This is a genomic window from Micromonospora sp. NPDC049580, from assembly GCF_040675595.1.
GTDB lineage: Bacteria > Actinomycetota > Actinomycetes > Mycobacteriales > Micromonosporaceae > Micromonospora.
In genome coordinates this window covers 1-20,272 of sequence record NZ_JBFAPG010000056.1, presented here as the reverse complement: position 1 = coordinate 20,272, position 20,272 = coordinate 1, and the positions used below count along the sequence as shown (strand labels likewise).

Annotated in this window: 18 protein-coding genes and 1 pseudogene; 14 read left to right on the top strand and 5 right to left on the bottom strand. The window is 74.0% G+C overall.

The genetic code is table 11. The annotated features are described in order from the left end of the window. Positions 1 to 102: 102 nt before the first annotated feature. On the bottom strand, positions 103 to 1,254 hold the full coding sequence (locus tag AB0J68_RS07770; RefSeq protein WP_363937002.1) for an acyl-CoA dehydrogenase family protein: 1,152 nt from the start codon (positions 1,252 to 1,254) through the stop codon (positions 103 to 105). A 92-nt stretch (positions 1,255 to 1,346) separates the two neighbouring features. Here AB0J68_RS07770 and AB0J68_RS07765 point away from each other — a divergent pair, with 92 nt between their 5' ends. Genes AB0J68_RS07765 through AB0J68_RS07755 form a run of 3 tightly spaced genes read left to right on the top strand, consistent with a single transcriptional unit; the run spans position 1,347 to position 4,537 of the window. Beyond that, on the top strand, positions 1,347 to 3,074 hold the full coding sequence (locus tag AB0J68_RS07765; protein WP_363937001.1) for an AMP-binding protein: 1,728 nt from the start codon (positions 1,347 to 1,349) through the stop codon (positions 3,072 to 3,074). A gap of 24 nt (positions 3,075 to 3,098) precedes the next feature. Further along, a complete protein-coding gene (locus tag AB0J68_RS07760) occupies positions 3,099 to 3,404 on the top strand; it encodes a phosphopantetheine-binding protein (protein WP_007460186.1) in 306 nt (101 codons plus the stop codon). Further along, positions 3,401 to 4,537 carry a methyltransferase domain-containing protein gene (locus AB0J68_RS07755; RefSeq protein ID WP_363936998.1) on the top strand — a complete coding sequence of 379 codons (1,137 nt, stop codon included), beginning with the start codon at positions 3,401 to 3,403 and terminating at the stop codon, positions 4,535 to 4,537. Before AB0J68_RS07760 ends, AB0J68_RS07755 begins: the two co-directional genes overlap by 4 nt. 42 nt (positions 4,538 to 4,579) lie before the next feature. Here AB0J68_RS07755 and AB0J68_RS07750 read toward each other — a convergent pair whose 3' ends face one another. Continuing rightward, positions 4,580 to 6,172, bottom strand: coding sequence for an AMP-binding protein (locus AB0J68_RS07750; protein WP_363936996.1), 1,593 nt, complete (start codon positions 6,170 to 6,172; stop codon positions 4,580 to 4,582). A gap of 94 nt (positions 6,173 to 6,266) precedes the next feature. On the opposite strand from AB0J68_RS07750, the gene AB0J68_RS07745 reads away from it, so the two are divergent. Together AB0J68_RS07745 and AB0J68_RS07740 are read left to right on the top strand one after the other, a co-directional pair. Continuing rightward, positions 6,267 to 7,292 carry a methyltransferase gene (locus tag AB0J68_RS07745; RefSeq protein WP_363936995.1) on the top strand — a complete coding sequence of 342 codons (1,026 nt, stop codon included), beginning with the start codon at positions 6,267 to 6,269 and terminating at the stop codon, positions 7,290 to 7,292. 3 nt (positions 7,293 to 7,295) lie between these two features. Continuing rightward, positions 7,296 to 7,490, top strand: a complete 195-nt coding sequence (locus AB0J68_RS07740) for a ferredoxin (protein WP_234584997.1) — start codon at positions 7,296 to 7,298, stop codon at positions 7,488 to 7,490. Positions 7,491 to 7,722: 232 nt separating this feature from the next. Here AB0J68_RS07740 and AB0J68_RS07735 read toward each other — a convergent pair whose 3' ends face one another. The 3 genes from AB0J68_RS07735 to AB0J68_RS07725 are packed head-to-tail and all read right to left on the bottom strand — an operon-like array spanning position 7,723 to position 12,435. After that, complete coding sequence (locus tag AB0J68_RS07735; protein ID WP_363936993.1) at positions 7,723 to 9,984, bottom strand: xanthine dehydrogenase family protein molybdopterin-binding subunit; 2,262 nt, start codon at positions 9,982 to 9,984, stop codon at positions 7,723 to 7,725. A gap of 34 nt (positions 9,985 to 10,018) precedes the next feature. Continuing rightward, positions 10,019 to 11,227, bottom strand: a complete 1,209-nt coding sequence (locus AB0J68_RS07730; RefSeq protein WP_363936990.1) for a cytochrome P450 — start codon at positions 11,225 to 11,227, stop codon at positions 10,019 to 10,021. Further along, positions 11,224 to 12,435, bottom strand: a complete 1,212-nt coding sequence (locus AB0J68_RS07725; protein WP_363936987.1) for a cytochrome P450 — start codon at positions 12,433 to 12,435, stop codon at positions 11,224 to 11,226. The genes AB0J68_RS07730 and AB0J68_RS07725 overlap by 4 nt, the downstream gene beginning before the upstream one ends. 78 nt (positions 12,436 to 12,513) lie before the next feature. Between AB0J68_RS07725 and AB0J68_RS07720 the strand changes: the two genes are divergently transcribed. The 9 genes and pseudogenes from AB0J68_RS07720 to AB0J68_RS07680 all read left to right on the top strand — a co-directional run. Continuing rightward, positions 12,514 to 13,788: a cytochrome P450 gene (locus tag AB0J68_RS07720; RefSeq protein ID WP_354855235.1), complete on the top strand. Its 1,275-nt coding sequence runs from the start codon at positions 12,514 to 12,516 to the stop codon at positions 13,786 to 13,788. Between the two features lie 41 nt (positions 13,789 to 13,829). Continuing rightward, positions 13,830 to 14,969, top strand: coding sequence for a steroid 3-ketoacyl-CoA thiolase (locus tag AB0J68_RS07715; RefSeq protein WP_363936985.1), 1,140 nt, complete (start codon positions 13,830 to 13,832; stop codon positions 14,967 to 14,969). 5 nt (positions 14,970 to 14,974) lie between these two features. After that, complete coding sequence (locus tag AB0J68_RS07710; protein ID WP_363936983.1) at positions 14,975 to 16,228, top strand: CoA transferase; 1,254 nt, start codon at positions 14,975 to 14,977, stop codon at positions 16,226 to 16,228. Positions 16,229 to 16,240: 12 nt separating this feature from the next. Next, positions 16,241 to 16,993, top strand: coding sequence for a 3-oxoacyl-[acyl-carrier-protein] reductase (gene fabG, locus AB0J68_RS07705; protein ID WP_354855238.1), 753 nt, complete (start codon positions 16,241 to 16,243; stop codon positions 16,991 to 16,993). Then, complete coding sequence (locus tag AB0J68_RS07700; protein ID WP_354855239.1) at positions 16,990 to 17,460, top strand: hypothetical protein; 471 nt, start codon at positions 16,990 to 16,992, stop codon at positions 17,458 to 17,460. The genes fabG and AB0J68_RS07700 overlap by 4 nt, the downstream gene beginning before the upstream one ends. Next, positions 17,460 to 17,933 carry a beta-hydroxyacyl-ACP dehydratase gene (locus AB0J68_RS07695; RefSeq protein ID WP_363936980.1) on the top strand — a complete coding sequence of 158 codons (474 nt, stop codon included), beginning with the start codon at positions 17,460 to 17,462 and terminating at the stop codon, positions 17,931 to 17,933. The genes AB0J68_RS07700 and AB0J68_RS07695 overlap by 1 nt, the downstream gene beginning before the upstream one ends. 18 nt (positions 17,934 to 17,951) lie before the next feature. Then, positions 17,952 to 18,206 carry an acyl carrier protein gene (locus AB0J68_RS07690; protein ID WP_354855241.1) on the top strand — a complete coding sequence of 85 codons (255 nt, stop codon included), beginning with the start codon at positions 17,952 to 17,954 and terminating at the stop codon, positions 18,204 to 18,206. A gap of 2 nt (positions 18,207 to 18,208) precedes the next feature. Beyond that, entirely contained in the window at positions 18,209 to 19,414 is a 1,206-nt protein-coding gene (locus AB0J68_RS07685) for a beta-ketoacyl-[acyl-carrier-protein] synthase family protein (RefSeq protein ID WP_363936977.1), read from the top strand. After that, positions 19,300 to 19,938 (top strand): annotated as a pseudogene (locus tag AB0J68_RS07680) (beta-ketoacyl synthase N-terminal-like domain-containing protein); the annotation flags it as partial. The gene AB0J68_RS07685 and the pseudogene AB0J68_RS07680, both read left to right, overlap by 115 nt. Positions 19,939 to 20,272 lie beyond the last annotated feature (334 nt).

Below are 20,272 nucleotides of genomic sequence, written 5' to 3'. Positions count from 1 at the left end.
CCCGGGATACGCAGGCGCCGGCCGAACCCGCCGCCGCGCGCGGCTGACCCGCTGAGCCCACGGCCGGCTCGCACGGCTGGCTGAAATGCCGGCGCCGTGCGGTCAGAACATCGTGGTGTCGACGTCCGCGCCGGCCAGCAGCGCGCCGACCGTGGCGTAGCTGTCGCGGCTGTTGACGAAGTGCTGCGTCGCGGTGTTGATGTCGCGCAGCCGCCGTTGCAGCGGCGACGAGTCGAACACCGTCGACGCGCCGGCCAGCGCGTACGCCGTCTGCACCGCCTGTAGCGCGGTGGCCGTGACCTGCGTCGCGGTGGCCCGCAGGCAGGCGCGGTCCAGCGCGCTGATCACCTCGCCGCGCCGCGCGGTCTCCCAGGCGGTGGCCGCCTCGCGGTGCAGCAGCGCCCGGGCCGCGCGCAGGGCCACGTGGGCCTCGCCGAGCCGGTCGTGGAACACCGGGGAGTCCGCCAGTGAGCGGGTGCTGAACGTCCGCCGGCGGCCGGCGGCGGCGTGGGCCGCCGCGTCGTGCACGGCCCCCTGCGCGATGCCGAGGTCGACGGCGGCGATGAGCAGCCCGGCCTGGGCGATGCGAAAGACCGTGCGGCGCACGTCGTCGCCGTCGCCGACCAGGCTGAAGCCGCGGTGCTCGGGGCAAATTCGGCTGGCCGCCCGCACGTCCTGGCTGGCCGTGCCACGCAGGCCCAGCACCTGCCAGGTGTCGACCTGCTCCAGCTCACTGGCGGGGAAGAGCACCATCCGGGTCAGCGGAGCCCCGTTGGGCAGGGTGCGGGGGGTCCGGCCGTCGAGCACGATGCAGTTCAGGTAGATCCAGCTCGCCTGCGGGCTGCCGGTCACGAACGGCCACTGGCCGTTGACCCGCCAACCGCCCGCGCCGTCCGGGGCGGCCCGGCCCTTCGGCGCGACCGCGCCGGCGCCCAGCACGTCCGGGCCGTGCGCGTAGATCTCGTCGCGGGCGGCCTCGGGAAAGCAGGCGAACAGCAGGTGGGCCAGGCCGACCTGGCCGATCAGCCAGCCGGTGGAGGCGTCCGCCGTGGAGAGCTGCTCGATGACGCGCAGCGCCTCGCCCAGCGGCAGGTCCGCGCCACCGTACGCGGCCGGCACCAGCATCCGCAGGCAGCCCGCGGCGCTCAGCTCGGCGAGAACGTCCTCGGGGACCCGGCCCGCCCGGTCAATCTCGGCCGCCCGCTCGGCGAGCGCGGGGAGCAGTCCGTCGACGCGGGGAAGCGTACTGGTCACGGTTGGACTCTATCGCCTTCCTCGTATCTTGTTTAGCCTTGTATCTGCTATCAATCTCGGATAGACGTACTGGGGGAGGAGGTGACGGGCCGATGACCGAACGCGCCGTTGCGGAATCGCCGCTGCTGAGCTGGCTGGAGCATCCCCGGCAGGACCGGGGCGTGCACTTCGCCGCCGCGGGCGACGACTGGACCTTCCTGTCGTACGCGGAGCTGGCCGAGCGGACCCGGGTGATCCTGGCCGGCCTGCGGGCGGTCGGGGTGGTCCCGGGCGACGTGGTGTCCATCGTCGAGCCCGCCGGCCCCGACTTCGTCGCCACGCTGTTCGCCGCGATGGCCGCCGGGGCGGCGCCCTCACCGATCGCCCCGCCGCTGAACTTCCAGGACCGCGCGGTCTACGGCGAACACGTCCTGGGCCTCCTGCGCGCCGCCGCGCCACGGGTGGTGGTCTGCGCGTCCACCCTCACCGCGGCGATCGCGCCGCTGGCCGCCACCGCCGGGGTCCGGCGGGTGCTGAGCGCCGACGAGCTGGCCGACGCCGCCGGCGGCTCCCGGGGAACGGTCGCGGCGCCCGGCCCGCTCGCGCTGCTGCAGTTCACGTCCGGCTCCAGCGGCCGCGCCCGGGGCGTGCAGGTGCCGCACGCCGCGCTGGCCGCCAACGTCGCGGCGATCCGGCGGTGGCTGGCGATGACCCCCGACGACCCGACCGCGTCCTGGCTCCCGGTGCACCACGACATGGGCCTCATCGGCTGCCTCGTCACCCCGGTGGTCAACACCAGCGACCTGTGGCTGATGCCGCCGGAGGAGTTCGTCCGCAACCCCGGGCGCTACCTGCGCTGCTTCGGGGCACGCGGCGCGCGGCTGACCTCGATGCCGAACTTCGGGTTGGAGTACATCGCCCGCCGCGTGCGCCCCGAGGCGCTGACCGGGCTGGACTTCTCCGCCTGGCGCGCGGTCATCGTCGGCGCCGAACGCGTCGACGCCGAGGCACTGCGCCGCTTCTGCGCGCTGCTCGGCCCGCACGGCTTCGACCCCCGCGCGCTGCTGCCCGCGTACGGGCTGGCGGAGGCGACCCTGGCCGTCACCGGGCTGCCGCTCGACGAGCTGTACCACGCCGTCGAGCTGCGCCCGGACCGGCTGCGGCTGGGCGCGCGGGCCGTCCCGGACCCGGCCGAGGGCGTCGACGGCGGCGTCGAGGCGTACCCGGTGGTGGGCTGCGGCCGGCCGCTGACCGGGGTACGGGTGCGGATCGTGGACGAGGCCGGCACACCCCTGCCGGACGGGGTGGTCGGCGAGATCGAGGTGCACGGCCCGTCCGTCGCCCAGGGGTACGTCAACGCCGACGACTCGGCGTCGCAGACCGCGCTGGGCGCAGGGGTGCTGCGCACCGCCGACGCCGGGTTCCTGCACGACGGGCAGCTGCACGTGCTGGGCCGGCTCGGCGACAGCATGAAGGTCCGCGGCCGGGCCGTCTTTGCCGAGGACCTCGAATGGGCCATCTGCCGCCCCGGGGTGCCGGCGCAGCGGATGGCCGCGCTGCTGGGCCACCGGGGCGGCACCGCGACAGTCGTGGCCGTGTTCGAGCAGGCCCAGCCGGAGTGGCTGGCCCAGGCGGAGCGCGAGCTGCGCCGCCGGGCGGAGGGCGCGCAGGTCGTCATCGTGGACGCCCCACGCGGCACCATCGCCCGCACCTCCAGCGGCAAACCCAAACGGCGCCAGCTGTGGCAGGCGTTCGTCGACGACCGGCTGCCCGGCACCGTGGTCACCACGGGAGCGGCCGGTCAGCGGGACCAGACCGAGCAGACGACGACGGCGTCCTGAGGGACGTTCGGACAGGAGGCGGGAATGACCGACGCGACCAGGTCGACGACAGCCGAGGTGCGGACCGAGGCGGAGGTGCGGGACTCGGTGACGGCGATCGTCACCGAACTGGCGCCCAACCCGGAGCAGACCGAGGGGGCGGGTGACTCGCGGCTGGTCGAGGACCTCGGCTTCCACTCCCTCGCGCTGCTGGAGTTGGCCTTCACCCTGGAGGACGAGTTCGAGCTGCCGCCGATCGACGAGACGACGGCCCGCAAGATCGTCACGATCGACGCGGTGGTGGAGCACGTGAAGGACATCCTGCGCTCGCGCGGCGAGCTGGCCAGTTGACCGGCCGCCCGGGGAACGCACCGGGCGCGGCGACACTGCGCGGCCCGACGCCCGGCGAGTCGGACCAGCGGGCCCGGGCGTTGTCGCTGCGGCTGTTCCTGGCCATGCTGCACACCCAGGAGCTGCTGGCCGGCTACCTCGGCGCCCGGCTGGGGCTGTACGAGGCGCTCGACCGGGGCCCGGCCGACGTGGCCGAGCTGTGCGCGCGTACCGGGATCGACAGCCGGTACGCGCGGGAGTGGCTGGAACAGCAGGCCGTCGCCGGGTTCATCGAGGTGGACGACGTGACGGCCGCCCCCGAGCGGCGGGTCTACCGGCTGCCGCCGGGGCACGCCGAGGTGCTGCTCGCCTCGGACAGCCCGCTGTCGCTGGTGTCGCTGACCATGCTGCCGCTGGGCGGGGTGGCCGGCGCGTTGCCGGCGCTGCTCGACGCGTACCGCACCGGCGCCGGGGTGCCCGACGAGATGTACGGCGACGACTGGCGGCACGGGCACTCGGGCGCCAACCGGGCGCTGTTCACGTACTCCCTGCCCGGTTGGCTCTCCTCGGCGCTGCCGCACCTCCACCAGCGGCTCGCCGCCGCGCCGAGCCGGATCGCCGACGTCGGCTGCGGCGCGGGTTGGGCGGCGATCGCGCTGGCTGGGGCGTACCCCCTCGCCGAGGTCGACGGCTACGACCTGGACGCGCCGACGGTGGCCGCTGCGCAGGCGAACGCCGCGTCCGCCGGCGTGGCCGACCGCGTGCGGTTTCACCGGCGCGACGCCGTGGACCCGGAGCTGGCCGGCCGGTACGACCTGGTCTGCGTCTTCGACGCGCTGCACGAGATGAGCCAGCCGGTGTCGGTGCTGCGGGCGTGCCGGCGGCTGCGCGCCGACGCCGGCGCGGTGCTGGTGCTCGACGCCAAGGTGGCACACCGGTTCGTCGCACCCGGCGACGAGATCGAGCGTTTCCAGTACGCCACAAGCGTGCTGCACTGCCTGCCGGCCGGTCTGGCCGGGCCCGACTCGACGGCCAGCGGCACGGTCCTGCGCCCCGCGCAGGTCCGCCGGTTCGCCACCGAGGCCGGCTTCGCCGACGTGCAGATCGTGCCGGTGGACGACCGGTTCCACCGGCTGTACCACCTGACCGGCTGAAAGGGGGCGGGGGAGGGCGGCGACGCCGTCCCCCGCGCCGGCTCAGCCCGCCAGCTCGGCGCCGAGCGCCCGCTTGTCCACCTTGCCCACCGGAGTGTGCGGCAGCGCCGTGCGCAGCTCCAACCGGTCCGGCAGCTTGTACGCGGCCAGCCCTCGCCCGGTGAGGAAGTCCCGCAACTGCCCCAGGGTGGGGGCGTCGGCGCGGGGCACCACCACCGCGCAGGTCTTCTCGCCCAGGACCCGGTCGGGGACGGCGAGCACGGCGACCTCGCGCACCCCCGGGTGGGCGAGCAGGTGCTCCTCGACCTCGCCGGCCGGCACCTTCTCGCCGCCCCGGTTGACGACCTCCTTGATCCTGCCGACCACGACCAGCTCACCGGTCGGGGTCCAGCGGACCAGGTCCCCGGTGCGCAGGAAGCCGTCCGGGGTGAAGGTACGCGCGTTGTACTCCGGCACCCGGTAGTAGCCGCGCAGGGTGGTCGGACCGCGCACGATCAACTCACCCACCTCGCCGGGCACGACCTGCCGGCCGGCGTCGTCGACCACCTGGAACTCGTCGGCGTCGGACAGCGGACGGCCCTGGGTGTGCGCGGCCAGCTCCGGCGGGTCGTCCGGGCGGGTGCAGCAGATCGGGCCCTCGGCCATGCCGAAGAAGTGCGCCAGTCGGATCCCCAGCTCCCGGGTCACCCGCTCGGCCACCGCCGGGCTGAGGTTGGCGCCACCGACCTCGACCACCAGGCCGTTCAGGTCCGCGCCGAGCATCGGCGCGAGGTCGGCCCACAGTGGCAGAAAGGGCGGCATCAGCGTGGTCAGGGTGACCCGCTCGCGGGCGATCAGCCGGAACGCCTCGTCCGGGCTGGGACTGCCGGCCAGCACGGCGGTGGCACCGACCCGCAGCGCGCCGAGGACGCCGGGGCAGCCGAGCGCCGCGTTGTGAGCGACCGGCAGCGCGGCGAGATAGACCCCGTCCGGCCCGAAACCCATCGCCGCCGCGGTCGCCCGCAGCTGGTACGCGTAGTCGTCGTGGGTGCGGGGGATCAGCTTCGGCAGGCCGGTCGAGCCGCCGGAGAGCAGGAAGAACGCCACGTCCGACGGGTCCGGGGCGGGCAGCGGCACCGGATCGGCGTCCACGTCGGACAGGGCGGTGAACTCGCCGGGGTCGCCGACGACGAACACCTCCCGCAGCGACGGCGTCTCGGCCCGTACGTCGGCGGCGAGCTTGCGCAGGTCGTAGCCCTGGACCTGGTCGACGGTCACGTACGCGACCGCCTCGGTGTGCGCGCACAGGTGGCCGATCTCCGCGCGCCGGTGCGCCGGCAGGGCCAGGACGGGCAGCGCGCCCAGGCGGAACAGCGACAGGCACAGCACCACGAACTCGACGCCGTTGGGCAGTTGGACCACCACCCGGTCGTGCCGGTCGATGCCGTGGGCGCGCAGCCCGGCGGCCATCCGGTCGGCCCGGCGGTCGAGGTCGCCGTAGCTCACCCGCTGCCCGTCGGTGACCAGCGCGGTGCGCCCCGGGTCGGTCCGCGCCCACTCCCGGCCCAGGTCAGCGAGGGATTCGCCGCGCCAGTAGCCCTGCGCGCGATAGCGCTCGGCCAGCTCCCGCGGCCAGCTCACACATCCGTCCAGCATCCCGTGCCTCCCGTGAACGACGGTGACAGCGACCCGCTCACAAGCTAGTGTGCAGATACACGAGATACAAGACACGTGATAGTGGAGGCGGTTGATGCTGGCGGCGCGGCCCCGTACCGACCTCGGTGCGCTGACCCGGCTCACCGAACTCGCCGACTACATCGTGCCGCTCACCATCCGGGTGATCGCCCAGCTCGGCGTCGCCGATCAGCTCGTCGACGGGCCCCGGCCGGTGGCCGAGCTGGCCGAGGCCACCGGCGCGCACGCCCCGTCGCTGCTGCGCGCCCTGCGGTCGCTTGCGGGCAAGGGCATCTTCACCGAGGTCGAGCCCGAGGTGTTCGGCCTGACCAAGCTCGCCGAGCCGCTGCGCACCGACCACCCGCTGTCGCTGCGCGACGCGTACCCGCTGCTGGAGCCCGACATCGAGGCGTGGGCCCACTTCGACCACAGCATCCGCACCGGACAGGCGTCGTTCGACCAGGTCCACCCCGAGGGCTACTGGCCGTACATGGCCGCCCATCCGCACGACAGCGCCCGCTTCGACGCCTCCCAGCAGGCGGCCACGCGGCTGGAGCTGCGGGCCGCGCTGCCCGCGTACCCGTGGGGGGAGCTGACCACAGTCGTCGACGTCGGCGGCGGCAACGGCGCCTTCCTCGGCGGCATCATGGCCCGCTTCCCGCAGCTGCGGGGCACCCTGTTCGACCTGCCGCACGTGGTCGCCGAGGCCGAACCGGTGCTGCAGAAGCTCGGCGTGGCCGGGCGGTGCACGGTGACCGGCGGCAGCTTCTTCGAGACGATCCCGGCCGGCGCGGACGCGTACCTGCTCAAGCGGATCCTCTACGGCTGGGACGACGACAACGCCGTACGACTGCTGAGCGCCGTGCGGGCGGCGATGCGGCCCGACAGTCGGCTGCTGGTGCTGGAGCCGGTGGTCGAGGCCGGCGACCGCTTCGACGTGGGCCGCCTCTACGACCTGCTCCTGCTGGCCATGGTCGGCGGCGGCGCCCGCTCCCGCGAGCACATCGAACGGCTGCTGGACGCCGCCGACCTGCGGCTGGCGCGCAGCGTGCCCACCATGATGTTCCCCATCCTCGAGATCGTCGCGAAGACGGAGGCGTAAGCGATGCGACTGGTCGTGGACTTCTCCCGCTGCGAGAGCAACGCGGTCTGTGTGGGGCAGGCGCCCGAGGTGTTCGACGTCGGTGAGGACGACCGTCTGCACATCACCGAACAGCCGCTGGAAGGCTCGCTGGCCAACCGGGTGCGCGAGGCCGCCCGCCGCTGCCCGAAGCAGGCGCTGTCCGTCGTGGACGACTGACGACGTACCCGATCCCGGCACGCCCGTGCCTGCACCGGGTCGAGGACGTAGGGGCTACGCCTGCGCATCGGATCCTTTGCTCTGCTTCAACGGAGGCAACACCCGGTGTCCGGATATCGGACGCGTGGTGTTGCGTGGGTTGAAGCAGAGCAAAGGACGGGCCTAAACATCCCCCGCCGCCCGCCGCCCGCCGCCCGCCGCCCGCCGCCCGCGGAGCGCGGTGGCGTCGGAGCTAGCGGACGGCGTACGCCTCCCGGATGGCCGTCCAGACCCGCTCGGCGGTCACCGGCATGTCGATGTGCCGCACGCCGAGGTGGCGGACGGCGTCGACCACGGCGTTCTGCACCGCCGGCGGGAACCCGACAGCACCCGACTCGCCCAGGCCCTTGGCGCCCAGCGCGTTCACCGGAGTGGGGGTCTGCATCGCCACCGTCTCGAAGGAGGGCAGCTCGGCCGCGCCGATCATGGCGTACCGGTGCAGGTCACCGTGCAGGGGCGTGCCGTCGGCGGCGAAGCGGACCTCCTCCACCAGCGCCTGACCGGCGCCCTGCGCCAGGCCGCCGTGCACCTGCCCCTCGGCCAGCAGCGGGTTGAGCAGCACACCCGCGTCGTCGACGGCCACCACCCGGCGCAGGGTCACCTGACCGGTCTCGGTGTCGACAAGCACCACCGCCAGGTGCGCGCCGAACGGGCAGGTCGCCGCCGTCGGCTGGAAGGTCGCCTCGGCCGACAGCCCACCGTCAGGCCCTTCGGCGGTGGCCAGCTCGGTCCAGTGGACGACGTGCCCGGTGGTCGAGCGGAACCGTCCCTCGGTGTACTCCACCTCGTCGCGGACCACGCCCAGGTGTCCAGCCGCCGCGTCCCGGCCCCGCTCCACCAGGGCCAGGGCCGCTTCGCGGACCGCCATGCCGCCGGTCTGCAACGACCGGGACCCTCCGGTGCCGCCGCCTGCGGGGATCGTCGCGGTGTCGGAGTGGCGTACGTCGACGCGGTCCAGCGCCACGGCGAGCACGTCGGCGGCGAGCATCGCCCAGGCGGTGACGTGGCCCTGCCCGTGCGGGCAGGTGCCGGAGTGGACGGTGAACCGGCCGGTGGTGTCGACGCGGATCGAGGCGTACTCGCTGCGGGTGTCCGCGCCGGTGATCTCCACGAAGGTGGACAGGCCGATGCCGAGCTGCTGGACGTCGCCGCGCTCGCGGCGGGCCGCCTGCTCGGAGCGTAACGCCGGGTAGTCGGCCTCGGCGAGCACCCGCTCCAGCGCCGCCGGGTAGTCGCCGGTGTCGTAGCGGGCACGGGTGATCGTGGTGACCGGGAAGCTCTCCGGCGGCAGCAGGTTGCGCCGACGCACCTCGGCCGGGTCCAGGCCGATCTCCGCCGCGTACACGTCGACCATCCGCTCCAGCGCGGCGACGGCCTCCGGCTGCCCGGCGCCCCGGTACGACACCACGGGTGTGGTCGTGGTGGTGACGCTGGACGAGCTGAACTTCGCCCGGCTGATCGCGTACGGGCCGGTGAGCATCGTCCGGGTCCAGAACGGCAGGATCGCGCCGATGCGCGGGTACGCCCCGGCGTCCTGCACGACCTCCAGCGCGTACGACACGATCCGCCCGTCGCGGGTGCCGCCCAGCTCGGCGCTCTGGTGCTGGGCCCGGCCGTGCCCGGCGGCGATCATGCTCTCGCTGCGGGTCTCCGCCCAGCGCACCGGGCGGCCGAGCCGGCGGCTGGCCCAGGCGACGAGGACGTCCTCCCGGCTGGCGAACGCCTTGGAGCCGAACGCCCCGCCGACGTCGCCGTTGACCACCTGGACCCGGTCCTCCGGCTCACCGAGGGCCGCCGCGAGCTGGCCCCGCCACAGGTGCACGGCCTGACTGCCGGCGCGGTAGCGCAGCCCGTCCGGCCCCCACTCGGCCTGCCCGGCGCGGGCCTCCAGTGGGCAGGGCGCGACCCGGGGGTTGCGCATCCGCTGCCGGACGACCACCTCGGCGCCCTCGTGCAGCTCGGCGCGTCCGGCCGGGCGCCGAAAGCCCAGTTTGAGCACCATGTTCGTGCCGGCCTCGGGGTGCAGCACCAGCTCGTCGGCGAGGGCCTCCTCGACGTCCATTAGGGCCGGCAGGGGCGCGATGTCGGCCGCGACGAGGGCGGCGGCGTCGACCGCCTCGGCGCGGCTGGTCGCCAGCACCGCGGCGACGGGTTCGCCGACGAAGCGCACCACGCCGTCGGCGAGCACCGGGGTGGTCATCTTCTGGTTCAGCACCCCGGCCTCGGGGGGCAGCGGCGGCAGGTCCACGTCCGCCGCCGTGAAGACCGCGACCACGCCGGGCGCCCGGCGGGCGGCGTCGGTGTCCACGCCCCGCAACCGGCCGTGGGCCACCGTCGAGCGGACGACGACCAGCTCCAGCGAGCCGGGCACCCGTACGTCGTCGACGTACGTGCCGCCGGTGGTGAGCAGTGCGCGGTCCTCGGTACGCCGGACCGGTCGGCCGATCAGTGACATCTGCGACTCCTGGTTGCTGCGGCCCGACGCCCGCTCAGGCGGGGGTGACGGCGAGCGGGATCGACGCGTACGACCGGAAGAGGGCGCTGGGCTCGCGGACCGGGTCGGCGGCCAGGTCGATGTCGATGAGCCGGTGCGCGAGCCGCTCGAAGACGACAGCTCCCTCGATGCGGGCCAGCGCGGCGCCGAGGCAGCCGCGTACGCCCCCGCCGAAGCCGACGTGCGGGTTGGGGTGCCGGCCGATGTCGACGCGAGCGGGGTCGGCGAAGACGTCCTCGTCGTGGTTGGCGCAGCCGAGCAGGAGGAAGACCGACCGGCCGGGCCGGATCACCCGGTCGCCGACCGGGATCGGCGCCAACGCCAGCCGCGCGGTGTACTGGATCGGGGCGTCGAACCGGACGAACTCCTCGGCCGCGGTGGCGGCCAGCGACGGGTCGGCGCGCAGCCGACGCCACTCCTCGGGCCGGTCGGCCAGCGCGATGCTGCCGGTGCAGACCATGTTCATGGTCGTCTCGTAGCCGGTGAAGCAGAGGAAGACGATGTTGTCGACGACCTCCTCGATCCCCTCGGCGGGGTCCGCCACGGCGAGCATCCGGTCGAGCAGGTCGCCGTTCGGATCGGCGTGCCGGTCGGCGAGCAGGTCGCGGACGTACCCGCGCAGCCACGCGAGGGCCTCGTCGGCCGCCGCGCGGTCGGCCTCGGGCAGGAACGGCGTGAAGGCCCGGCCCAGCGCCGCCGAGCGGGGCCAGACCTCGGCCCGGGTCCGCGCCGCCGGCAGGCCGATGAGTTCGCACACGACTGTCGCGGCGACCGGAAACGCCAGGTCGGCGACGGCGTCCAGGCGGCCGGCGTCCAGTGCCGGGGCGAGCAGCTCGTCGACGAGGTCGCCGACGCGGCTTGCGGTGCGCCGGGCCACGCCGGGGCTGAACGCGCGGACGATCTGCTGGTGCAGCCGGCTGTGGTCGTCCGGATCGCGGGTGGGGATGATGCGGCGGAACACCTCGCGGGAGAGATCCTGTGCCATCCGGAACTGCGGGTCGTCCTCCGGGAAGGTGTTGCTCAGCCGGCGGTCGCGCAGCAGCGCGGCCACGTCCCGGTGCCGGGTCACGCCCCAGCTCGCCGGCCCGAAGCGGCACAGCGGGCCGGCCGCCCGCATCCGCGCGTACGTCGGGTAGGGGTCGGCGACGACCTCGGGCGCGAGCGGGTCCATCCGCGCCGGCAGGACGCGGCCGGCGGGGCTCACGGCCGCACCGCCACGGGCACGCTGGCGTACGAGCGCAGCGTCCCGTCGGTCTGCCTGCGGGCCGGGCCGGCCGGGGTCAGCGTGCCGAAGGTGCGCAGCAGGGTCTCGAACGCGACCTGCGCCTCCACCCGGGCCAGGTAGCCGCCGAGGCAGTGGTGGATGCCGCCGCCGAAGGACAGGTGCGGGTTCTCCGCGCGGGTGATGTCGAGGCGGTCCGGGGCGGCGAACTGGTCGGGGTCGCGGTTGGCGCTGCCCAGCAGCAGGATCAGCACCCGGCCGGCGCGGATGGTGCGCTCGCCGACGTCCAGATCCTCCCGGGCGAGGCGGGCGACGCCCTGGATCGGGGCGTCGTAGCGCAGGAACTCCTCCACGGCCCGGGGGGTCAGGGTCGGGTCCGACCGGAGCAGGGCGAGCTGGTCGGGGTGATCGAGCAGGGCGGCCACCCCGGTGGCGATCAGGTTGGTGGTGGTCTCGAAGCCGGCGAAGAAGGCGAACACCGCGTTGTCCACGATCTCGTCGTGGCCGAGCATGGCGCCGTCGTCGTCGGTCGCGGCCAGCATCCGGGACAGCAGGTCCTCGCCGGGTTCGGCGCGACGCCGCTGAAGGATGTCACCGAGGTAGCCGCGCAGCCACTCGACCGCCCGGTCGGCGGCCGGGCGGTCGTCGTCGGGCACGATCGCGGCGAACGCCTTGCTCAGGTCCAGCGCGTACGGGCGGATGCGCTCGTGGTCGGCCGGCGGGATGCCCATCAGGGCGCAGACCACCATCACCGGCAGGGGAAAAGCGAGATCCGAGACCGCGTCGAAACCTCCGGTGCGGGTCGCCGGGGCCAGCAGCTCGGTGACCATCTGCTCGATGCGGGGGCGCAGCCGGCGGACCAGGGCGGGGCTGAACGCCTTGGCCATCAGCCGCCGCAGCCGGCCGTGCTCCGGCGGGTCGCGGTAGAGGATGATGCTGCCGAAGAAGTCGCCGGCCGCGCCGTCGCCGGCCGACATCCGGTGGTAGGCGGCCGGGAACTCGCTGCCCAGGCGCGGGTCGCGGACCAGCCGGGCGACGTCGGCGTAGCGGGTGACGCCCCAGCTGCCCGGGCCCATCCGGCACAGCGGGCCGGCCGCCCGCAGCGCCGCGTAGGTGGGATAGGGGTCGGCCACCACTGCGGGATCACGGGCGTCGAATCTCGGCGGCATGCCGGTACGGGCCGAGGTCATGCCCGCCAGTATGCTCAACCAAAGATACGAGAAACAAGTACTTCCGAGATACGCGAAACACTATTAGGCTTCCGAGCCATGACCGAGACCGTGGTGAGCGCTGACCCCCGGATCATCGCGATGGAGTTGCTGATGAAGGCCCCGGCCACCGTCAGCAGCCCGTACCCGCACTACCACGCGCTGCGGACCGCGGCGCCCAAGTACCGGATGGAACAGCCCGGTCAGGGTGTGGGTTGGGTGCTCACCGCGTACGACGACTGCCGGGCCGCGCTGCGCAACCCGTCGCTGGACAAGTCCGCGCAACGCCCCCGGATGGGCGACTCCCGTGGCCGCGAGGGCGCCCGCACCCTGCTGTTCCTCGACGGACCGGAGCACACCCGGCTACGCGGGCTGGTCAGCCGGGTGTTCACCCCGCGGCGTACCGAGACCCTGCGCCCCCGACTGACCGCCTTCGTCGACGGGCTGCTCGACGACATCACCGCCCGCATCGGCCCCGGCGGCGGCGAGGTCGACATCGTCGGCTCGTTCGGCTTCCCGCTGCCGGTCATGGTGATCGGCGAGCTGGTCGGCGTGCCGCCGGAGGACTGGCCGCTGCTGCGCCGGCTCACCCGCGCCGCGTCCGGCGGGCTGGAGATCTTCGCCCCGGAAGAGGTGCTCAAGGCATCCGATCAGGCGCTCGGCGAGATGGAGGAGTACTTCGCCGACCTGGTCCGCAAGCGCCGCGAGGATCCCCGCGACGACCTCGCCTCGGCGCTCGGCCAGGTCGAGATCGACGGCGACCGGCTCTCGGTCGACGAGCTGATCCAGGTGATCGTGCTGCTCTTCGGCGCCGGCTTCCAGACCATGACCGACCTGATCGGGCTCGGCACGCACGCGCTGTGCCGCAACCCCGACCAGTTGCAGCGGCTGCGCGCCGAACCGGAGCTGACCCGCTCCGCGGTCGAGGAGCTGCTGCGTTTCGACTCCCCGGTGCACGTGCTGGGCCGGGCCGCCTTCGAGGACACCACCTTCGTCGACGGCACTCCGCTCAAGAGCGGCGAACACGTCATCACCCTGATCGGCGCGGCCAACCGTGACCCGGCCCGCTACGCCGACCCGGATCGGCTCGACATCGCCCGTTTCGCCGGCGCCGAACCGCCGGAGACGCCGCTGTCGTTCGCCTGGGGCCCGCACCACTGCCTCGGCGCGCAGCTCGCCCGCGCCGAGGGGCAGATCGCCTTCCGCCGTCTGGTGGACCGGTTCGCGGTCATCGAGCTGGCCGACCCGGACGCCGACGAGATCGACCTCGAATGGCGGCACAGCAGCACGTTCCGGGGCCTGGAGGAGCTGCGCGTCCGGCTCGTCCCGGCCTGAGCACCAGCGAACCACCACGCGCCGACCAGGAGGGGGAGTCCATGCCGGAGGCGGTGATCGTCGAGGCGGTGCGGACGCCGATCGGCCGGCGCGAGGGTGCGCTGTCCGGCCTCAAGGCCGTGCAGCTGCTGCGGCACGTGCAGGTCGAGGTGCTGCGCCGCTCCGGCATCGCACCCGGCGAGGTGGAGCAGATCATCGGCGGTTGCGTCACGCAGGTCGGCGAGCAGAGCCTCAACGTCACCCGCAACGCCTGGCTCAACAGTGGACTCGACTACGAGGTCGCGGCGAGCACCGTCGACGCCTCCTGCGGCTCCGCGCAGCAGGCCAACCACCTGATCGCGGCGCTCATCACCGCCGGCGCCATCGACGTGGGCATCGCCTGCGGCGTGGAATCGATGAGCCGGGTGCCCGTCGGCACCAACCTCTACCAGGGGCCCGGCCACTACAAGACACCCGACTACCCGTACGACGATCCGCCGAAGGCGCAGTTCGGCGGCGCCGAGCGGATCGCGGCCCGGCAGGGGCTGACCCGCGCGGACGCCGACGCCTACGGGCTGCGCTCGCAGCAGCGCGCGGCGCGGGCCCGCGAGGAGGGCCGCTTCGACCGGGAGATCACGCCCGTGCCGCTGCCCGACGGCAGGTCGGTCGACGCCGACGAGGGCATCCGCGACACCACCGCCGACGGGCTGGCCGCCCTGCGTCCGGTGCTCCCGGACGGCATCCACACCGCCGGCACCACCTCGCAGATCTCCGACGGCGCCGCGGCGATCCTGTGGATGTCGCGGGAGCGGGCCGACGCGCACGGCCTGCGGCCCCGGGCCCGGCTGGCGCACCAGGTCGTCACCGGCGCCGACCCCTACTACCTGCTCGACGGCCCCACGGTGGCCACCCGCAAGCTGCTCAAGCGCGCCGGCAGGACCCTCGACGACATCGACGTCGTGGAGGTCAACGAGGCGTTCGCCGCGGTCGTGCTTTCCTGGGCCGCGCACCACGACGCCGACCTGGACCGGGTCAACGTCAACGGCGGCGCCATCTCGCTCGGGCACCCGCTGGGCAGCAGCGGCACCCGGCTGCTGGTGACCGCCCTGCACGAGCTGGAACGCGCCGACGGCGAGGCAGCCCTGGTCACCATGTGCTGCGGCGGCTCGCTCGGCACGGCGTCGCTGCTGGTGCGGGAGTAGGCGGCATGGACACCGAGACTCGCACCGCGCCGGCCCGCGACGCCGCGGCCTTCTACGCCGACGCCCGCCACGACCTGACCGGGCCGTTGCACGGCGTACGGGTCCTGGACGTCACGAAGGTCTGGTCCGGCCCGATCGCGAGTTGCGTCCTGGCCGACCTCGGCGCGGACGTCCTGCGCGTGGAGATGCCCGGCAACCGGGAGGGGTTGATGCCCCCGGACATTCCCGGCACCGGCCTGTCCTGGTTCCGCCAGAGCGTGCACCGCAACAAGCGCAGCATCGGGCTCGACCTGCGCCGCCCCGGCGCGGCCGAGGTCTTCCTGCGGCTCGTCGCCACCGCGGACGTGGTGGTGGAGAACTACAAGCCCGGCACGCTGGACGCCTGGGGCGTCGGCTACCAGGCGTGCCGGGCAGTCCGGCCGGACGTGGTCCTGGTCTCCGTCTCCGGCTACGGCCAGTTCGGCCCCGACGCGCAGCGACCCGGGTACGACCCGACCACCCAGGCGGCCGCCGGCTGGATGGCGCTCAACGGCGAACCCGACGGCGCTCCTTTGAAGGCGCCCACCTTCCTCGCCGACGACCTCGCCGGGCTGCACGCGGTGATCGGCGCGCTCGCCGCGCTGCGCCACCGCGACCGCACCGGCGAGGGTCAGCACGTCGACGTGAGCATGCTCGACTCGCTGCTGTTCTCCAGCAACGGCTACCTCACCCTCGGCGCGACCGGGGTGCCGCTGCGCCGCTGGGGCGACCAGGCCGACTTCGTGGTGCCGGCCGGCTGCTTCCGGTGCGCCGACGGCCACGTCTACGTGGCGGTCGCCCTGGACCGCTCCTGGCGTCGCCTGGCCGAGGTCGTCGGCCGCCCGGAACTGGCCCGCGCGCCCGGGTACGCGACGAACGAGGAACGCCGCGACAACCGCGCCACGGTCAACGCTGTCCTCGCCGACTGGTGCGCCGGGCGCAACTGCGCCGAGGTGGTCGACACCCTCGACGCCAACGGGATCACCGCCGAGCGGGTGCGGACCTTCGCCGAGGCCGCGACCGACCCGCAGGTGCACGCCCGGGCCATGGTGCAGGAGACGGTGCTGTCCAACGGCAGCACCGCGCCGCTGACCGGGCCGGCGGTCAAGTTCTCCCGGACACCGACCGCCGTCCGCTCCGGCGCCCCCGAGCCCGGCGCGGACACCGACCGGGTTCTCGACGAGGTGGGCGTCGACGCGGCCACGCGGGACCGGCTGCGCGCGCAACGGGCCATCGGATGAGCAGGGGGTGACATGACAACGGCAGGCGACGCGCCGCGCTGCGCGCTGGTGACCGGGGTGTCCCGGGGAATCGGCCGGGCCGTCGCGCTGCGGCTCGCGGCGCAGGGGTATGCGGTGGCGGGCTGCTACAGCGCGCCGAGCGAGGCCGCGGACAAGACCCGGGCGGAGGTCGAGGCGTACGGGGTCGGGTCGTGGTTCGGGCCGTGCGACGTGACCGACCCGAACGCGGTCGACGCGTTCGTCACCGCCGCCGAGCGGCACCTCGGGCCGCTCACCGCGCTGGTCAACAACGCCGGCATCACCCGGGACCGGCCGCTGGTGCTGATGGCCCCGGACGAGTGGCACGACGTGATCGGCACCAACCTCACCGGCACCTGGAACACCTGCCGGACCGTCGCGTTCCGCTTCCTCAAGCGACGCCGCGGCGCCATCGTCAACCTGTCCTCGGTGGCCGGGGTCACCGGCAACACCGGGCAGACCAACTACGCCGCCAGCAAGGCCGGCATCATCGGGCTCAGCCTGTCGCTGGCCAAGGAGGTCGCCGGGTACGGCGTACGGGTCAACGTCGTCGCCCCCGGTTTCATCGAGACCGACATGACCGCCGCGCTGCCGGCGAAGCTGCGCGAGCAGGCGTTGGGGCAGATCCCGCTGGGCCGCTTCGGTGCGCCCGCCGACGTCGCCGACCTGGTCGAGTTCCTGCTCTCCGACCGCGCCGGCTACGTCACCGGCCAGGTGATCCGGGTGGACGGGGGGATCGTGCTGTGACCGCCGCACCCGCGTTCAGCGCCGCGACCCGCCCCGTCGACACGTACGAGGCCGCGGCGGCGCCTCTGCCGGCCATCGACTGGGTCGAGGTGTCCGCCGGGCCGCGCGGCGGGATCAGCCTGCGCGCCGGCACCACAGTCGACGCCGCCGACGTCTACCTGGCCGGGCACTTCCCCGAGCTGACCGTCTATCCGGGCGTGTTCACCCTGGAGACGATCGGGCAGGCCGTGACGTCGGCCGTCGGCTACTGCGCCGGCCGGCTGCCCCAGCTGCACCGGTTGCGATCCGCCCGGTTCCTCGCCCCGCTGCTGGCCGGCGACACGCTCACCGTCGAGGCGTCGGTCGGCCCGGTCGGCGACGACCAGTCCTTCGACGTCGCCGCCCGGTGCGTACGCGGCGACGGGGTCCACGCGGCGACGGTGCGCGCCGTCTACCGCTGGCCGAGCGCGGACGGCGGGAACGCCTGATGAGACTCGAACACGGCGAGCTGCGGGCCCTGCTGCCGCACCGGTACCCGATGCTGCTGCTCGACCGGGTCGACAGCGTCGAGCCGGGAGTGAGCCTGGAGGCCGTGAAGGCGGTCACCGGCTGCGAGCCCTGCTATCGGGGGATCGCCGAGGGACAGGCCCCCGACCGGTACGCCTACCCGGCCTCGCTGCTGATCGAGTCGTTCGGTCAGGGCGCGGCGGTGCTCTGGCTGCTGTCGCGCGGGCCGGGCACGACCGGGCTGCCGATGTTCACCGCGGCCCGGGACTGCGTGCTGCTGCGCCCGGTGTACCCGGGCGACGTGATCCGGCACCGGGTTCGACTGGAACAGGTCGTGCACGGTGCCGCGTTCGCCGCCGGATCCAGCTGGGTGGGGACCGACCAGGTGGCGGAGTTCGGCTCGATGATGGCGGTCGTCCGACCGGTCGACGCCATCGCGGAGCGGAAACGATGAGAGGAAGAGGGAACCCCGATGAGTGAACGCGACCAGCACATGGCGGAGCTGCGGGAGATCGTGGCGGAGGTGCTCGAGTTGGAACCCGAGGAGGTCGCCGACACCGCCGACTTCGTCGAGGAGTACGAGGCGGACTCGTTGCGGGCGATCGAGATCCTGGCCCGGATCGAGAAGAAGTACAAGGTGGAGATCCCGCAGGCCGAGTTGAACGAGATGCGCAGCCTCAAGGCCGTCCACGAGGTGGTGGCGCGACACGCCGGCTGGCAGGACTGACCGTGCACCGCGTGGTCGTCACCGGGCTCGGGCCGGTGTCCGGCATCGGCATCGGCGTGAACGAGTTCACCGCCGGGCTGCGCTCCGGCCGGTCGGCCGCCGCGCCCATCACGAGCTTCGACGCGAGCGGATTCCCGCACCACTTCGCTGGTGAGGTGCCCGCGTTCCGGCCGGAGGCGCTGCTGCGGCGGCTGCGGGTCGCCGACTGGGGCCGCTCGGCGCTGTTCGCGGCGGCGGCTGCCCGGCTGGCCGCGATGGACGCGGGTCTGTCGCTGCCGGCCACCGACCCGGCGCGCGTCGGCGCGGTCGTCGGCACCACCAGCGGTGAGTCCACGGTGGTGGAACAGCTGACCGCCGATCTGGTAGCCGGCGGCTACCCGGCCATGTCCGCCGAGGCGCTGCGGCAGGCGCCGGCCGAGCGGCTGTCCTATGCGGTGAGCGCGGAGCTGGGGCTGGCCGGGGAGTCGGTCACCCTCACCACCGCCTGTTCGGCCAGCAACTACGCCATCGGGTACGCGTACGACCTGTTGTGCTGGGGTGAGGCGGACGTGATGGTGGCCGGCGGCGCCGATTCGGTGTGCCGGTGGGCGCACGCCGGCTTCTACCGGCTCGGCGCACTGACCGAGCGGGCCTGCCGGCCGTTCGACCGGGACCGCTCCGGCATCCTCACCGGTGAGGGCGGCGCGGCCCTGGTGCTGGAGACCCTGGAGCACGCGCAGGACCGGGGCGCCCGGATCTACGCCGAGGTGCTCGGGTACGGCGTCAACTGCGACGCCCACCACATGGTCGCGCCCAACGAGGAGAGCGTCGCGGCGTGCATGCGGCTGGCCCAGGAGAACGCCGGGATCAAACCGGAGGACATCGACTACATCAGTACGCACGGCACCGGCACGCCCGCCAACGACCTGTGCGAGGCGCGGGCCATCCGGGCGGTGTTCGGCGACCGGGTACCGCCGGTCAGCTCGATCAAGTCGATGCTCGGCCACACGATGGGCGCGGCGAGCGGGTTCGGCGCGATCGCCACCACGCTGGGCATCCGGCACGGGTTCCTGCCCCCGACCATCAACTGGGCCACCCCCGACCCGGAGCTGTCGTGGATCGACCCGGTGCCGAACACGGCCCGGCCGGCCACGGTGCGGGTCGCGCAGAACAACGGCTTCGCGTTCGGCGGCAACAACGCCATCACGATCTTCGGGGCGATCCGGTGACCGGCCTGGTGACCGGCTGGGGAGTGCTCAGCGCGGCCGGGGACTCGGTCACCGAGCTGCTGGCCGCCGTCCGCGCCGGCACGGTCGTCGGCGTCGACGTGCGCGACCGCTTCGACGAGCCGCTGCCCACCGAGCAGGCGCCGGCGATCGCCGACTTCGACGTACGCCGGCTGCTGGGCCGCAAGGGCACCAGCTTCCTGGACCGGGCGACCGCGCTGGCCATGGTGGCCTGCGGGCGGGCGCTGGCCGACGGGGGCCTCACCCCCGACGACGACAACCGGCACCGCGTCGGCGTGGTGCTGGGCACCACCACCGGCAGCCTGAAGTCGACGATGGACTTCTCCCGCGAGACGCTGGTGCAGGACAAGCCGTACCTGGTCAACCCGGTGTTGTTCCCGAACACGGTGATGAACTGCGCCAGCGGCCAGGCCGCGATCCGCTACGGGCTGCGCGGCGTCAACGCCACAGTGGCCGGCGGCCCGCTCGCCTTCCTGTACGCGCTGCGCTACGCGCTCAACGCCCTGCGCCGGGGGTACGTCGACGCCCTGCTGGTCGGCGGGGTCGAGGAGTACACGCCGAACACGGCGTGGGCGGCGCAGCTGACCGGCGCCGGCCCGGCCGGTGAGGCCGCGGCGGTCTACCTGCTCTGCCGCCCGACGCCCGGCCGCACCGGGGCGCCGCGCGCCCAGGTGCTCGCGGTGGCCACCGGTTTCCAGCCGGAGCCCAGCGTCGACGGGCTCGCCGGCTGCGTACGTCGGGCGCTGGCCGGGCGAACCGGACGTTGTCCCCCACCGTCGCGTCGAAGAGGAACCCGTCCTGCGGCACCATCACCACCCGGGAGCGCAGCGAGTCGAACCG

What these genes read in the sequence shown, in the direction of transcription:
- AB0J68_RS07765 (WP_363937001.1), top strand. Translation starts at nt 1,347, where the DNA reads ATGACCGAACGCGCCGTTGCGGAATCGCCGCTGCTGAGCTGGCTGGAG.
- AB0J68_RS07760 (WP_007460186.1), top strand. Translation starts at nt 3,099, where the DNA reads ATGACCGACGCGACCAGGTCGACGACAGCCGAGGTGCGGACCGAGGCG.
- AB0J68_RS07750 (WP_363936996.1), bottom strand. Translation starts at nt 6,172, where the DNA reads ATGCTGGACGGATGTGTGAGCTGGCCGCGGGAGCTGGCCGAGCGCTAT.
- AB0J68_RS07745 (WP_363936995.1), top strand. Translation starts at nt 6,267, where the DNA reads ATGCTGGCGGCGCGGCCCCGTACCGACCTCGGTGCGCTGACCCGGCTC.
- AB0J68_RS07740 (WP_234584997.1), top strand. Translation starts at nt 7,296, where the DNA reads ATGCGACTGGTCGTGGACTTCTCCCGCTGCGAGAGCAACGCGGTCTGT.
- AB0J68_RS07735 (WP_363936993.1), bottom strand. Translation starts at nt 9,984, where the DNA reads ATGTCACTGATCGGCCGACCGGTCCGGCGTACCGAGGACCGCGCACTG.
- AB0J68_RS07725 (WP_363936987.1), bottom strand. Translation starts at nt 12,435, where the DNA reads ATGACCTCGGCCCGTACCGGCATGCCGCCGAGATTCGACGCCCGTGAT.
- AB0J68_RS07720 (WP_354855235.1), top strand. Translation starts at nt 12,514, where the DNA reads ATGACCGAGACCGTGGTGAGCGCTGACCCCCGGATCATCGCGATGGAG.
- AB0J68_RS07715 (WP_363936985.1), top strand. Translation starts at nt 13,830, where the DNA reads ATGCCGGAGGCGGTGATCGTCGAGGCGGTGCGGACGCCGATCGGCCGG.
- AB0J68_RS07710 (WP_363936983.1), top strand. Translation starts at nt 14,975, where the DNA reads ATGGACACCGAGACTCGCACCGCGCCGGCCCGCGACGCCGCGGCCTTC.
- fabG (WP_354855238.1), top strand. Translation starts at nt 16,241, where the DNA reads ATGACAACGGCAGGCGACGCGCCGCGCTGCGCGCTGGTGACCGGGGTG.
- AB0J68_RS07695 (WP_363936980.1), top strand. Translation starts at nt 17,460, where the DNA reads ATGAGACTCGAACACGGCGAGCTGCGGGCCCTGCTGCCGCACCGGTAC.
- AB0J68_RS07690 (WP_354855241.1), top strand. Translation starts at nt 17,952, where the DNA reads ATGAGTGAACGCGACCAGCACATGGCGGAGCTGCGGGAGATCGTGGCG.